Below are 13379 nucleotides of genomic sequence, written 5' to 3'. Positions count from 1 at the left end.
AACCTTAACTATGAAGTTACAAAAATAGTTGTTTTGGTTCGTATTTACAATAGTTTGGTCTATTTCTTTTTTATTCATTTAATACAGACTAACCGTTCTAATAATTCATTACTTTTGCATCTGTCAAAACAATGAAAAAGACGATTGTATATGAAAAAGTATGGACTACTATTTGTTGCCTTTGTAACAATGTTTGCCGGAACAAGAGCGATGGCTTGTACTGGTTTATTAGTTGGAAAAAATGCCTCGACAGACGGTTCTGTGATGATCAGTTACTCTGCCGATTCACATTCCTTGTACGGCGAACTTTATCGTTGGCCTGCAGCAACCTGGCCTAAAGGCTCGATGCTTCAGGTTACGGAGTGGGATACCGGAAAACCTCTGGGACAGATTCCACAAGTCGAAAAAACCTATTCCGTCATCGGAAATATGAATGAATATCAGGTGGCGATCACCGAAAGTACCTGGGGCGGACGTGAAGAGTTGGTTGATACAACCGGTATTATTGATTACGGCAGCTTGATTTATATTGCTCTCCAACGTTCTAAATCAGCAAGAGAAGCCATTAAAGTGATGACTGATCTTGTGGCTGAACATGGGTATTGCAGTGGAGGAGAATCGTTCTCTATTGCAGATAAGAATGAAGCGTGGGTGATGGAACTGGTCGGTAAAGGACCTGGTAAAAAAGGAGCCGTATGGGTTGCCATCCGCATCCCTGATGATTGTATCTCGGCGCATGCCAACCAAGCTCGTATTCAGCAGATCCCATTCAATGATAAAGAAAACTGTATCTACTCGCCCGATGTTGTTTCACTGGCTCGTGAGAAAGGTTATTTCAAAGGTAAAGATGAAGAGTTTAGTTTTGCTAAAGCCTATTGTCCATACGATTTCAGTGCATTACGAGCATGTGAAGCCAGAGTATGGTCTTTTTTCCGCAAATATGATCAGTCGATGGAGAAATATGCCGATTTTATCAAAGGAGATGCTTCGAAAGAGCCAATGCCGCTGTATATTAAACCTAATCGTAAACTATCCGTTCAGGATGTTCAAAATTGCATGCGCGATCATTATGAAGGAACAGATCTGGATATGTCAAAAGATGCCGGAGCCGGTCCTTATAAAGTACCCTATCGTTGGCGTCCGATGGAGTTTAAGGTCGATGGAGAAACCTATATCAATGAACGGGCAATCGCTACACAACAAACCGGTTTTGTGATTGTTCCTCAAATGCGTAATTGGCTTCCTGATGCAATCGGCGGAGTACTTTGGTTTGGGGCCGACGATGCCGATATGGCCGTTTTTGCACCACTTTACTGTTCGATCCTGGATTCTCCTGAATGTTTCCGTGTAGGAAATGGCGATATGATGACTTTCTCCTGGACAGCTGCTTTCTGGATTCATAACTGGGTGGCTAATATGGCTTATCATAAATACAGCTTTATGATCGAAGATATCCGTAAGGTACAACAGGAATTGGAAAATGGTTTTCAAGATGTTTTACCGGCAATTGATAAGGCCGCTTTGGAATTATACAGTAAAAACCCGGATGAAGCAAGGAAATTCCTGACCTGGTTCAGTACGACAACCGCCGACGACGCTACTGCTCGTTGGAAGAAATTGGGAGAATACCTGATTGTCAAATACATTGATGGCAATGTCAAGAAAGAAGAAAACGGACAGTTCAAACAAAACGGATATGGCCTTTCCGCTTATCCGAGTTTTCCCGGATATGACGAAGAGTATTACCGGAGTATCGTAAGAAGTGCCGGTGATCGATTGAAGGTTAAATAAGTATTTAATGTTAAACAGTATAACAAATTGAATCATGAAAAAATTAGCACTATTGATGATGATGGCTGTGATCAGCTTGGGAACTATGGCGCAGACAAAAGAAGGTGATTCTTCTTTCGGACTAACGATCGGTGGAGGTTTTGATAGTATCAATCATTTTACCATCGGCATAGATTACCGTTATAATTTCACCGATGAAATTCGTTTCACACCCTCTATTACACATTTTGTAAAAAATGATCATTTAAGTGCTTGGGCGATTGATCTGAATGCCCAATACGTTTTTCCGATAACCGATGAATTTAGTTTTTACCCATTAGCCGGTTTCGACCTGTCGTTCTGGCGTACTTCGGCAGCTGGCTGGAGTAAAACGTTTAACCGTTTCGGAGGAAATATCGGTCTGGGTGGTGAATTCTATGCAACGAAAGAGATCAGCCTGGGATTTGAAGTTAAATATCTTATATTAAAAGACTTTAGCCAACCGATGATCGGCATGCGGGTTGGATATCGCTTCTAACAACGCACTCTACATATCAAAATAAAAGGTTGAAGACTCCCGGATAGCTGTTATCCGGGAGTCTTTTTATTGAGAAAATTACTCTCCGGGCTTCCCCCAGACTCTTTTTTGCATTGCTATGAAGTGTTTTTCGAAGTATCCAAATCTATTTTCTGTCAGACGTACCTCTGTTTTTTGTTAGAGGTACGTCTAAATCCATTTAGAGGTAGGTGTAAATCCATTTAGAGGTAGGTGTAAATCCGTTTAGAGGTACGTCTAAAATATTTTAGACGTACCTCTAACAAAAAAGTATGCGTAATGATACAAATAAATCGATCGATACTGTGAATAAAACGACTCGGTGACTCGCATTTACCATTGAAGGAAATCATCAAAGCTGACTTCCGAAAAGTTGGGAATAACTTTGTATACTTTATCTTTCAACGATTCTGGTGAGTTCGTTGTACTCAAACCAATCACCCGCATCCCTGCGGCTGTTCCGGCCTGTATCCCTGCAAAAGAGTCTTCAAACACCAGACAGTCCGGCGGTGAAACAGCTAAATCAGATGCAGCCAATAAATAACACATCGGGTCTGGTTTTCCTTTAGTGATCCGGTCTGCTGTCACGATTGTGTCAAATAGATCTTCTAACTGATACATCTCTATTGCGCGATTCACTTTCGCCAGATCGGAACTGGTGACTAATCCCATTCTCACTTTTTGATCTTTAAGAAGGCGAAGAAATTCAATAGAACCAGGCATAGGGGGAAGATCCATCTTACTCTCAAATGTTGTAGCTTCGTGACACACTTTTTGTTGAATCTCTTTCGGATATTTCGAAAAATAAGTCTCTAATAAATAGGGCAGGGTAGTCCCTTTGATTAGTTCTGCAAAATTATCGATACCCAGATTGTACCGTTGGGCGGCTTCGTTCCAAAACAGATCATATATAGGTTCTGTATCCACTATAACCCCATCAAAATCAAAAAGAGCTGTTTTCATAAGTGTCATTTATTCCTTGTTTTTTATATGGAGTTGCAAAGATAGAAAGTAAATATTAGAAACAGTCTGACTCTTGTTTATTCTGATTTTTTTCTACCTTTGTGCGCGAACACATCAAATAACAAATATCTAAATTCAAATTATATGAAAGTATTACCAGTATCTCTGGCTATCTCATTAGCCTTGTTTTGTAGTTGTGGTGGTAAAAAAACGTCGCCTTCGGATGAAAAACCTGTTATTCAGGAGTCATCGGCCAATCTGTCTCCAATCATTAATCAACTGACCGAACAAGAAAAAGCGGAAGGTTGGATCCTTCTCTTCGACGGAAAAACAACAACCGGTTGGCGAGGAGCACATTTAGATGCTTTTCCGACACATGGATGGAAAGTGGAAGACGGACAATTGATTGTGTTGAAGTCTGATGGCAGCGAGTCTACAAATGGTGGAGACATCGTCACTGTTGGTGAATATAATGCGTTTGAATTCAGTGTTGATTTTAAAATAACCACTGGGGCGAATAGCGGTATCAAATATTTTGTAACAGAAAAAGAGAAACAAAAAGGGTCTGCTTTCGGTCTGGAATTTCAGATATTGGATGACGCTGTTCATCCGGATGCCAAATTGTATACTACCTTCCCGGGAAGCCGTACACTCGGCAGTTTATACGACCTGAAAGCCAGTGAAAATATCTCTTTCAATGGAATAGGAGCGTGGAACACAGCTGTCGTCAAAGTATTTCCCAACAACCATGTGGAGCATTGGCTGAATGGATTGAAAGTACTTGAATATGAAAGAGGAAGTGATGAATTCCGTGAACTGGTTAAAGGGAGCAAATATGTTGCTGCAGCATACAATGAAGCCGGACTTTTCGGGGAAGCACCCGTGGGTCACTTGTTATTGCAAGATCACGGGGATGAAGTTGCTTTCAGAAATATAAAGATAAAAGAATTGAAATAATTTACTGATTACGAGTAAAACTACTCAATACGATTTTATCGTGAATTTCGTCTATTTTATTTTCAGTGGAGGTCAATATACGGAACGTATATTGGCCTTCATATTTTTTCATCACCTTTCCCATGTCGATCTCAGACGCTAAAAAATAACCTTCCGAAGGTTGCACATCGGCGAAATCATGAAACTTGTTTCCCATATAGAAATTTAGTCCATATAAATTTCGGTATTCTTTCAGGTTATTCATCACAAACATATTTTTGCTATCCAATGGGTATTCTTCCTTGATCCGCTCGGCAAAAGGACGAGAAGATTGGCATTGACGAACACCACGCATCACAATACCGTCGGTAATGAGATTGACACAAAAAGCGAGCGCGATAGTTGCATATAATATTTTGATATTAATCTTCTTAAACATCTGATATAAAACCGTAGCTAAAACCACCAATGTGACCATCAATATGAATATGGTTATAAAATCCGGAGATGTAAACATAGCGGAAACAGCATCGACTGTGGCTATCGTTACCGAATCGTCTGTAAATTGACTGGTCATATTTACCGGATCAATAACTCCTATCATTGTAAGAGATACACTGATCAGTACGATGATGATTAAAGAGGATATAAAACCGGCAAACACACGTGTGACCTTTGTCCGGTATTCGGTGAGATAAAGGGTAAACTGAGCCAGAAATAACGCAATAAACGGATAGGCTGGCATCAGATAAACACTGCGTTTACTGGATGGTATGGAATAGAAAAAGAGGATACAAACCAATGCGACCAGACTAAACAGTTTTACTTTTTCTAATGAGAGTATTCGTTGCCAGCTATTTTTCAGGATTTCTTTGATCGATTTCGTCGGTTTTTTAAATTTCATTCCAAACAGGGAAAAGAAAAACAGAATTGTCCACGGCATAAAACCGGCAATCAATGTCATAATATTGTACCATGCTCCATTTTCATGACCTAAGTTATAGTCAATATCTATAGACTCGATCCGGAAAAAACGACCGAAATTCTCAGCCAGGACAACATTCAGAAAATCTTCTCCTCCTTGTTTATAGGCCGCTATATACCATAATAGCGGCAAAAACAACGATGAAACACCGATATAAAGGATTGCTTTGAAAATAGTCTGTAGACGATATTTCTTTAATAAAAATAGATAAACAGCAAAAATAAACTGCGGAAGAATTATTCCCACAGGGCCTTTGGTTAATATGGCACAACCAAAAAGAAGTGGAATCATGACAGGCAGTCCCTTTAATTCCAACATATTTTCCCATCGATAGAGTTGAAACAGACCTAAAACAATAAAAGTAGTCAACAACATATCAACCCGTGTCGTCATGCCGGCACGATGAATTTCAATACAGGTGACTAATAACAAAGCTGCAATAAACGCTTCCTGAAATTTGGCAGTCCTCCTTCCAATAAAAACCAATGTAAATCCTATCAGAAGAATAATTGCCAAAGCAGAGGGCAGACGTGATGTGAATTCGGAAACATATCCCTGAGGGTAAGAGAAAATGGCCATCAGCCAATGAGCCATTGGAGGTTTATATGCAAACTCATCGGCATAGGTCTGCGGTAAAATCCAGTTTCCACTATCTAACATTGATATGGCAACAGCAGCCTCACGAGGTTCACCCTTAGTTGAAAAATCACCTAAACAGATCCATGGAAGAACGGATATCATACAAATGAGAACCATCATGGTCACAGGTCGCTGTAAATAAAGATCTTGAAGTGCTGAAGTACGCATATTTTAATAAAGCTATATCTCTTAAAACGATTTTGTATACAAAAAAACAATTTTTTAATGACTTTTGCTTCATTTTTACTGACTTTTTGCTGTTTAAACGGTTATTCTGAGCCGATAATTGTTTAAAAATGAAATATTAAAACAATTGCACCTTCAAATAAGGTTGTATTAGGGGGCGGGTTAGGCGATAAATTTATAATTTTGTTCAAAAAAAGAGAGATGAAGAATCCTATTCAGATGATTAAACAGTGCATCGAAAAAGATGAACCGTATTTTGTGCTGCGCGGACAAGACATATGTGCTTTAGCCGCTATTGAGACCTATTACAAAGAGGTCAGACAAAAAGTGAAGAACCCGTATTTTATCGAAGAAATAGAAGAAATAATGAAAGACTTCAAAGCCTACCGGGAAGAGGTGAGTAAAACAAAAATACCAGATTAATGACAGATGATAGTTACAAGACAATCAAAGCTATAGCTGAAGGTTATTATACCGAAAAACGTAGTCGTTTTATTGCCTATGCCATTCCTGTTAAAACAGTTGAAGAGGTTAAAGCAGAACTCGAGAAATACAGAAAACAGTATTACGACGCCCGCCATGTTTGCTGGGCATATATGTTAGGCCCTGAACGTACCACCTTCAGGGCAAACGATGACGGTGAGCCATCATCGACAGCAGGAAAACCGATCCTGGGACAAATTAACTCCAACGAACTGACTGATATATTGATTCTTGTTATCCGCTATTTTGGAGGAATCGAACTGGGAACAAGTGGTTTGATTGTCGCCTATCGTAGTGCTGCTGCAGAAGCTATTGCTGCTGCGGAGATAGAAGAGCTGACTGTTGATGAAGAGATCACAGTCGTGTTCGAATATCCTTATTTAAACGGGATTATGCGTATTGTAAAAGAAGATAATCCGGTTATCGTCTCCCAACAATTTGATATGAATTGCGAAATGATTCTTCGTATTCGTAAAAGCGAAGCCGAACGCTTAAAAAACCGATTGAGTAAAGTCGAAACGGCTTATTTAAAAAACGAAAACCCTCCTGATTAGGGGAGGGTTTCTGGTTTTATATCTGATAGATTTTCTTAATCACCTATTTTTAAAGAGAAATAGAATGTAGATCCTTTTCCTTCTTCCGAATCGAACCAAATTTCACCTTCATGCGATTCGATATAATCCTTACTAAGTAACAGACCTAATCCAGATCCTTTTTCATTATTTGTACCGTAAGTGGTAAAATGGCTATCTGCTTGTAGCAATTTAGACTGATCTTCTGCTTTTATGCCTTTACCGGAGTCTTTAACACTCACTACAATAAAATCACCATCTACTTTTGAACTGACAACGACTTCGCCTCCTTCAAAACTGAATTTCATCGCATTTGAGAGTAGATTCCGAATAATTGTTTTCAGCATCTCAATATCTATTGCACCCACAATTTCCTTATCCAGACCTTCCTGAGTCAGTTTAATGCCTTTTTGTTGCATGATAGGTACATATACGTCGACCGATTTCGATATAATCGTATTAATGTCCGTTTCCTGCTTGTAGACATGTTGTTTTTTTAGTCTGTTTTTAGTCCATTTCAATAGGTTATCCAATAAAAGGAATATTTCTTCAGATGTTTTGTTGATCATCTGGAGCATATCAAAGACATCTCCGCCAACCTTATCTTTATCGACCATCGATAAGATCGCATTATTCATCATCTTTAAAGAACCCAGAGGAGAACGTAAGTCATAAGCGATAACAGAATATAACGTATCCCGTGACTCAATCGTGTTCTCCAGTTCTGCTTTGATACGTTCAATGCTGAATAACTCATAGCGATGCGCTACTCGTTTCAATAACTCTTCGCGTTGGAACGGTTTAGTCACATACTCAATAGCTCCCAATTGATATCCTTTCACAATACTTTGCATATCGCTTAATGCCGACATGATAATGACTGTGATATCATTAGTTTCAGGATTGCTTTTCAGCCGTTGCAACACTTCATAACCATCCATTTCCGGCATCATAATATCCAGCAATATCAAGTGAGGATGCTCATCTTGTGCAATACGCAACGCTTCAGCGCCATTGTCACAGGTTAACAACGTATAACCTTCTTTCTTTAAAATAGCCTGCACCAGGATGACATTCGTAGGAACATCATCAACGATTAATATCTTATAATCAGAAGCCAAATTCTTCATTAAGTCACTTTACTTTTATCAAACCAAACTCTATCAACTCACAAATGTATTAATAAAGTTGTAAACCACACAATTTCCGGCACCATTTTCGTCTATTATTCAGAAAATAGGGTTCTATTTCCATCTCATATACGCTTGTCTTTGCCGCTTTTTGTCATATTTTACGCCTTTATTATATTTGTTTTTAATGATTTATTCGTCAAGTTTATACCGATTAATTTTTGATCTCATGTATCAAATGTGTTTTTAAACTCTTCAAATGTATTTTTCACTAAATGATCATAAACTCTTAACGAGTTTAAAAAGTAAAACAATTGAACTGTTCGTTTTGTTCCGGCTTTTAATATTTTTTATATTTTCGGTAGCAAAAAGAGCATATACGCTCCGCTTTTACTTGAATAAAAAAGAAGAGAGACTGCCTGAAAACCAAACAGTCTCTCTCTTAAAACAGATCATATGCGATCAAATCAATATGATTCACCTTTTACTGCAGCAATACCTGGAAGTGTTTTTCCTTCTATAGCTTCCAACAAAGCACCTCCGCCTGTAGAGACATAAGAAACCTTATCTGCCATATCAAACTTATTGACACAAGCGACCGAGTCGCCACCGCCTACTAATGAAAACGCACCATTCTTAGTTGCTTCTACAATAGCTTCACCAACAGAGCGTGATCCATGAGTAAAGTTTTCAAACTCAAACACCCCTGTAGGACCATTCCAAAGGATAGTCTTTGATTTTTTAATCACATCCGCATAGATTTTTTCGGTTTCCGGACCTATATCCAATCCTTCCCAACCATCAGGAATTTCACTAACCTTACAGAATTTAGTATTTGCCTCATTACTGAATTTATCCGCAATTTTAGCATCCACAGCCAACACTAAATTGACATTGTTTGCTTTTGCCTTTTTTATCAAATCCAAAGCCAGGTCGAGTTTATCATCTTCAACAATCGAATTACCGATTTTTCCTCCCTGTGCTTTTGTAAATGTATAGGTCATACCACCGGTGATAATCAGATTATCTACCTTACTCAACAGGTTTTCAATAATCTCAATTTTAGAAGAGACTTTTGAACCACCCATAATTGCCGTAAAAGGACGATTGATATCTTTCATTACCTTTTCTACAGCAATAACCTCTTTTTCCATCAGGTAACCAAACATCTTATGGTCGGCATCAAAATCATCGGCCATGATCGCCGTTGAAGCATGCGCCCGATGAGCTGTTCCAAATGCATCATTCACATAACAATCAGCATAAGAAGCCAATCTCTTTGCAAATTCTTTCTGTTTTTCTTTTAATGCTTTTTTGGCCGCTTTTTTCTCTTCGTCAGTGGCATCTGCTGCTAATCCGCGCGGTTTGCCCTCTTCTTCAGCATAAAAACGAAGATTTTCAAGTAAAAGCGCTTCGCCCGGCTGTAATGCGGCTGCTTTTGATGCAGCCTCTTCACCGGCGCAATCGTTCGCAAACTGAACATCTACACCTAACAATTTGGAAACATGTCCCAAAATATGTTTTAATGAAAATTTTTCTTCAACACCTTTAGGACGCCCCAGATGAGAACCGATAATTACACTACCTCCATCTCCTATAATTTTTTTCAGGGTAGGCAGAGCAGCACGAATACGCGTATCGTCGGTAATGTTGAAACTTTCATCCAATGGCACATTGAAGTCAACTCTTACAAATGCCTTTTTACCGGCAAAATTGAAATTGTCAATCGTTTGCATAATATTATATTAAATTGATATTAAAATGGCTTTTTTTGCGCGATTGCAAACTTACACAAAAAAATGGTATATCAAGTGGTTCGTTCCTCTAAATTATTCGGTTAGTTTAAAACGCAAACGCAGTCTGCCATCTGTATAGTCATAACTCAGTATTTTGAAATGCCCGATCTCAGAAGTATTCTCCACATGCACACCGATACAAGCACAGACGTCATAATCTCCAACGTGTACGATCCGAAGTGTCTCACTCGCGTCTTCCGGCAGTTTACTCAGATCAACAATTTCCCCGGCTTTTTCTTTCGGCATAAATTCAACCGTTACCGGCAAATGTTGATCTATAATTGCATTCACACGATGCTCGATTTCAGTCATTTGTTCAGGGGTAGGAGAGTCTGTCAACAGATAATCACATTTACTCTTTTTGCGTTCGATATGTGCGTTTTTTGAACGCGGACATCCAAACATTCGAACCATTGTTTGATTTAAAATATGCTCTGCCGTATGCATAGGGGCATAATAATCCTTTTGAGGCAGATTTACTCCTTGTTGTATGCTATCATTCATCTGTTTTTAATATTAATTGAAAACCATATACATCCCTTTATATAAGCGCAAATATAAACAAATTAGACGGTTTTTATTGATTCAAAAAACAGATCGACCAAAACAAAATTAAAGCTACAATTGTTATATTAATAAATAGGAGTTTTCATTTAACTAAATAATATTATGGCAAGAGTAAAAGGTCAGAAAATGACAGAAGAGCAAAAAGCAATAATGCGTGCAAAAAGAGAAGCTAAAAAACAAAGTAAAGATGCATCGTTGAAAACGATGATAAGCAACCTTAATCATCTATCTTTTACCGATTTAGAAGAACTTATTGCCTATGCATTAAGAATGCGTAAAGAAAAAATGGGACAGGAAGAACTCCGACTCATCAAAGAACGGGAAGAAATTGAAATCAAGATCAAGAAGCTAAAGGAGATGGATAAAAAATAAAATGGATCATTCCTTTTTTATAACAAGAAAATAGGCTGGAGTTTTGTATTCCAGCCTATTTTTATGCTCCCTAAATAGAGTAGGGGATATCCCTTTATTTTCCGATCATTTGAACACTTCGTTTAATAAAGCGACTCAACGCTTCTCCTTTCAACATGCCGTTGCCCAACAACGCTAAATCGATTAACTGATTGATCATATTATTTGTACCTGCATACATTGCAAGAATACTTTTTTGTTGATCACGCAATTCGTTTAACTTTTTCTCCGTATCGGATAAATCCTCTTTTTCCTGACTGGAGATTTCCTCCTCCTTCTTTTTACTTTGCGCTTCGCGAAGATCAGCTAGACGCGCTTCCCAACCTTTGATATCGGCCTGTATTGGAGCCAACTTTTCATTGCAGTTTTTCTCCTCTTCGGAAAGCACTTCTTTAATCAATGAATGATCTGTATTCAACACCAGGTTGTAAGTATCCGGAAGCTCACCATAGAATGACATTCCCGGTTGCATCGCCGACATCTCACGCATACGACGCATATATTCACTCTGTGTCAACATAATCGGATTCGCCTTTTCTCCAAGCGCCTCAAATGTGACATAAAAATCAACCTTATCCACTTGCGGCATCTGACTTTTAAACATCTCCTGCAAAGCTGTTTTCTGATCTTCAAGCAGTTCAACCTTTCCTGCATCATCCTTGCGGATCAGATTATCAACCGTATCACTATCGACACGCACAAATTGTGTTTTTTCAAATTTTTGCTCCAATTGACCGATCAGGTGAGTATCCAATTGACCATCCATCATTAAGACACTGTATCCCTTATCTTTGGCTGCATGAATATAGCTGTATTGATCTTCTTTACTGTTTGTATATAAATAGATCAAATGGCCCTCTTTATTGGTTTGATTTTCTTTGACTAATGTGTTATACTCCTCAAAAGTAAAATAGTTGTCATCCACATCTTTTAACAAAGCAAATTTTGCAGCACGATCATAGAATTTCTCATCCGAAAGCATACCATACTGAATGAATAAGCGCAAGCTATCCCATTTCTCCTCAAACTGTTTCCGGTCGTTTTTAAAAATTTCTTCCAAACGATCTGCTACTTTTTTTGTGATATGCGAAGAGATTTTTTTAACATTCTGATCGCTTTGTAAATACGAACGAGATACGTTTAAAGGAATATCCGGTGAATCCAATACACCATGCAAAAGTGTGAGGAATTCGGGCACAATACCTTCAACCGAATCAGTAACAAATACCTGATTACAATACAACTGTATCTTATTTCTATTCAGATCAAGATTACTTTTTATTCGAGGGAAATACAATATACCTGTTAAATTAAACGGATAATCGACATTCAGATGAATCCAGAAAAGCGGCTCTTCACTCATCGGATAAAGATCCTGATAGAATTTTTTATAATCTTCATCCTTCATGTCAGCCGGTTTACGTACCCATGCCGGCGTAGTATCATTGACTATATTATCTTCATCCCTGTCTACATATTTTCCCTCTTTCCATTCCTGTTTTTTTCCAAATGCAATGGGAACAGGCAAGAAACGACAATATTTTGTAAGCAGACCATTCAGTCTTTCTTTATTTAAAAAATCCTTGCTTTCATCGTCAATATGAAGTATAATGTCGGTCCCACGATCTGTTTTTTCCGTCTCTTCAAGGGTATATTCCGGGGAACCTTCGCAACTCCATCTCATCGCTACTGCACCCTCTTTGTGCGACTTGGTCACGATCTCCACCCGCTTGGCTACCATAAACGAAGAATAGAAACCCAATCCGAAATGACCGATAATAGAAGCAGCATCATTTTTATATTTTTCGACAAATTCTTCAGCGCCGGAGAAAGCGATCTGATTAATGTATTTATCGATTTCTTCTGCTGTCATACCAATACCACGATCCGATATGGTAATTGTATGATCATCAAATTTTACATGAACAGTTAAATCACCCAATTCACCTTTGAATTCGCCTACAGAGGAGAGGGTTTTCAACTTCTGAGTAGCATCAACTGCATTCGAAACCAGTTCACGAAGAAAGATCTCCTGATCACTATACAAAAACTTCTTAATGATAGGGAAGATGTTTTCACTTGTTACACCAATGTTTCCTTGTTTGCTCATAATCAATCAATTATTTTTATATTATATATTTATTAACAATTTGCCCGAAATGAATACGATCATTTTTCCAGTTATGATCTAACAAAAGGAGTGCCAAAAGCGGATTCGATCATAAAAAAACTGTCGTATGACAATTTTTCAGGTAAATTAGAACCAGTTTGCCAAATACTTGGCATAAACTGTCTTACACTGAAAAAGGTTGACACTTTTTTGCCACATAAATAACAAATAATTTATGTCAAAAAAGAAACATCGTATGTACAGCGAAACTTTCA

General features: G+C 38.3%; 12 protein-coding genes. 6 read left to right on the top strand and 6 right to left on the bottom strand.

Features of this window, described 5'->3' with window-relative positions:
* Window positions 1-189 precede the first annotated feature (189 nt).
* Together M2135_RS01440 and M2135_RS01435 are read left to right on the top strand one after the other, a co-directional pair.
* A complete protein-coding gene (locus M2135_RS01440; RefSeq protein WP_280746985.1) occupies window positions 190-1791 on the top strand; it encodes a C69 family dipeptidase in 1602 nt (533 codons plus the stop codon).
* A gap of 34 nt (window positions 1792-1825) precedes the next feature.
* Entirely contained in the window at window positions 1826-2308 is a 483-nt protein-coding gene (locus M2135_RS01435) for a porin family protein (protein ID WP_280746789.1), read from the top strand.
* A 351-nt stretch (window positions 2309-2659) separates the two neighbouring features.
* Here the strand turns inward: M2135_RS01435 and M2135_RS01430 are convergent, their stop codons facing one another.
* Complete coding sequence (locus M2135_RS01430) at window positions 2660-3298, bottom strand: HAD family phosphatase (protein WP_280746788.1); 639 nt, start codon at window positions 3296-3298, stop codon at window positions 2660-2662.
* A gap of 135 nt (window positions 3299-3433) precedes the next feature.
* On the opposite strand from M2135_RS01430, the gene M2135_RS01425 reads away from it, so the two are divergent.
* Window positions 3434-4246, top strand: coding sequence for a DUF1080 domain-containing protein (locus M2135_RS01425; RefSeq protein WP_280746787.1), 813 nt, complete (start codon window positions 3434-3436; stop codon window positions 4244-4246).
* 1 nt (window position 4247) lies between these two features.
* Here the strand turns inward: M2135_RS01425 and M2135_RS01420 are convergent, their stop codons facing one another.
* On the bottom strand, window positions 4248-6017 hold the full coding sequence (locus M2135_RS01420; RefSeq protein ID WP_280746786.1) for a glycosyltransferase family 39 protein: 1770 nt from the start codon (window positions 6015-6017) through the stop codon (window positions 4248-4250).
* Window positions 6018-6236: 219 nt separating this feature from the next.
* On the opposite strand from M2135_RS01420, the gene M2135_RS01415 reads away from it, so the two are divergent.
* Window positions 6237-6458 (top strand): hypothetical protein, encoded by a 222-nt coding sequence (locus M2135_RS01415; protein WP_280746785.1) that lies wholly within the window; start codon window positions 6237-6239, stop codon window positions 6456-6458.
* Window positions 6458-7072 (top strand): YigZ family protein, encoded by a 615-nt coding sequence (locus tag M2135_RS01410; protein ID WP_280746784.1) that lies wholly within the window; start codon window positions 6458-6460, stop codon window positions 7070-7072. Before M2135_RS01415 ends, M2135_RS01410 begins: the two co-directional genes overlap by 1 nt.
* A gap of 35 nt (window positions 7073-7107) precedes the next feature.
* On the opposite strand, the gene M2135_RS01405 is transcribed toward M2135_RS01410, so the two are convergent.
* From M2135_RS01405 to M2135_RS01395, 3 genes are all read right to left on the bottom strand, one after another.
* A complete protein-coding gene (locus tag M2135_RS01405; RefSeq protein ID WP_280746783.1) occupies window positions 7108-8220 on the bottom strand; it encodes a hybrid sensor histidine kinase/response regulator in 1113 nt (370 codons plus the stop codon).
* 467 nt (window positions 8221-8687) lie between these two features.
* Complete coding sequence (locus tag M2135_RS01400) at window positions 8688-9956, bottom strand: phosphoglycerate kinase (RefSeq protein WP_280746782.1); 1269 nt, start codon at window positions 9954-9956, stop codon at window positions 8688-8690.
* 93 nt (window positions 9957-10049) lie between these two features.
* A complete protein-coding gene (locus tag M2135_RS01395; protein WP_280746781.1) occupies window positions 10050-10520 on the bottom strand; it encodes a hypothetical protein in 471 nt (156 codons plus the stop codon).
* Window positions 10521-10685: 165 nt separating this feature from the next.
* Here M2135_RS01395 and M2135_RS01390 point away from each other — a divergent pair, with 165 nt between their 5' ends.
* Entirely contained in the window at window positions 10686-10955 is a 270-nt protein-coding gene (locus tag M2135_RS01390) for a hypothetical protein (RefSeq protein ID WP_280746780.1), read from the top strand.
* A gap of 94 nt (window positions 10956-11049) precedes the next feature.
* On the opposite strand, the gene htpG is transcribed toward M2135_RS01390, so the two are convergent.
* Window positions 11050-13104: a molecular chaperone HtpG gene (gene htpG / locus M2135_RS01385; RefSeq protein ID WP_280746779.1), complete on the bottom strand. Its 2055-nt coding sequence runs from the start codon at window positions 13102-13104 to the stop codon at window positions 11050-11052.
* Window positions 13105-13379: the final 275 nt, after the last annotated feature.

The organism is Parabacteroides sp. PF5-9, from assembly GCF_029893105.1.
Classification (GTDB): Bacteria; Bacteroidota; Bacteroidia; order Bacteroidales; family Tannerellaceae; genus JARXWG01.
This window is presented reverse-complemented; position numbering and strand designations above follow the sequence as displayed.

Excerpts from the sequence above, each read along its gene's own strand:
- M2135_RS01440 (WP_280746985.1), top strand. The coding sequence starts at position 190 with ATGTTTGCCGGAACAAGAGCGATGGCTTGTACTGGTTTATTAGTTGGA.
- M2135_RS01435 (WP_280746789.1), top strand. The coding sequence starts at position 1,826 with ATGAAAAAATTAGCACTATTGATGATGATGGCTGTGATCAGCTTGGGA.
- M2135_RS01430 (WP_280746788.1), bottom strand. The coding sequence starts at position 3,298 with ATGACACTTATGAAAACAGCTCTTTTTGATTTTGATGGGGTTATAGTG.
- M2135_RS01425 (WP_280746787.1), top strand. The coding sequence starts at position 3,434 with ATGAAAGTATTACCAGTATCTCTGGCTATCTCATTAGCCTTGTTTTGT.
- M2135_RS01420 (WP_280746786.1), bottom strand. The coding sequence starts at position 6,017 with ATGCGTACTTCAGCACTTCAAGATCTTTATTTACAGCGACCTGTGACC.
- M2135_RS01415 (WP_280746785.1), top strand. The coding sequence starts at position 6,237 with ATGAAGAATCCTATTCAGATGATTAAACAGTGCATCGAAAAAGATGAA.
- M2135_RS01410 (WP_280746784.1), top strand. The coding sequence starts at position 6,458 with ATGACAGATGATAGTTACAAGACAATCAAAGCTATAGCTGAAGGTTAT.
- M2135_RS01405 (WP_280746783.1), bottom strand. The coding sequence starts at position 8,220 with ATGAAGAATTTGGCTTCTGATTATAAGATATTAATCGTTGATGATGTT.
- M2135_RS01400 (WP_280746782.1), bottom strand. The coding sequence starts at position 9,956 with ATGCAAACGATTGACAATTTCAATTTTGCCGGTAAAAAGGCATTTGTA.
- M2135_RS01395 (WP_280746781.1), bottom strand. The coding sequence starts at position 10,520 with ATGAATGATAGCATACAACAAGGAGTAAATCTGCCTCAAAAGGATTAT.
- M2135_RS01390 (WP_280746780.1), top strand. The coding sequence starts at position 10,686 with ATGGCAAGAGTAAAAGGTCAGAAAATGACAGAAGAGCAAAAAGCAATA.
- htpG (WP_280746779.1), bottom strand. The coding sequence starts at position 13,104 with ATGAGCAAACAAGGAAACATTGGTGTAACAAGTGAAAACATCTTCCCT.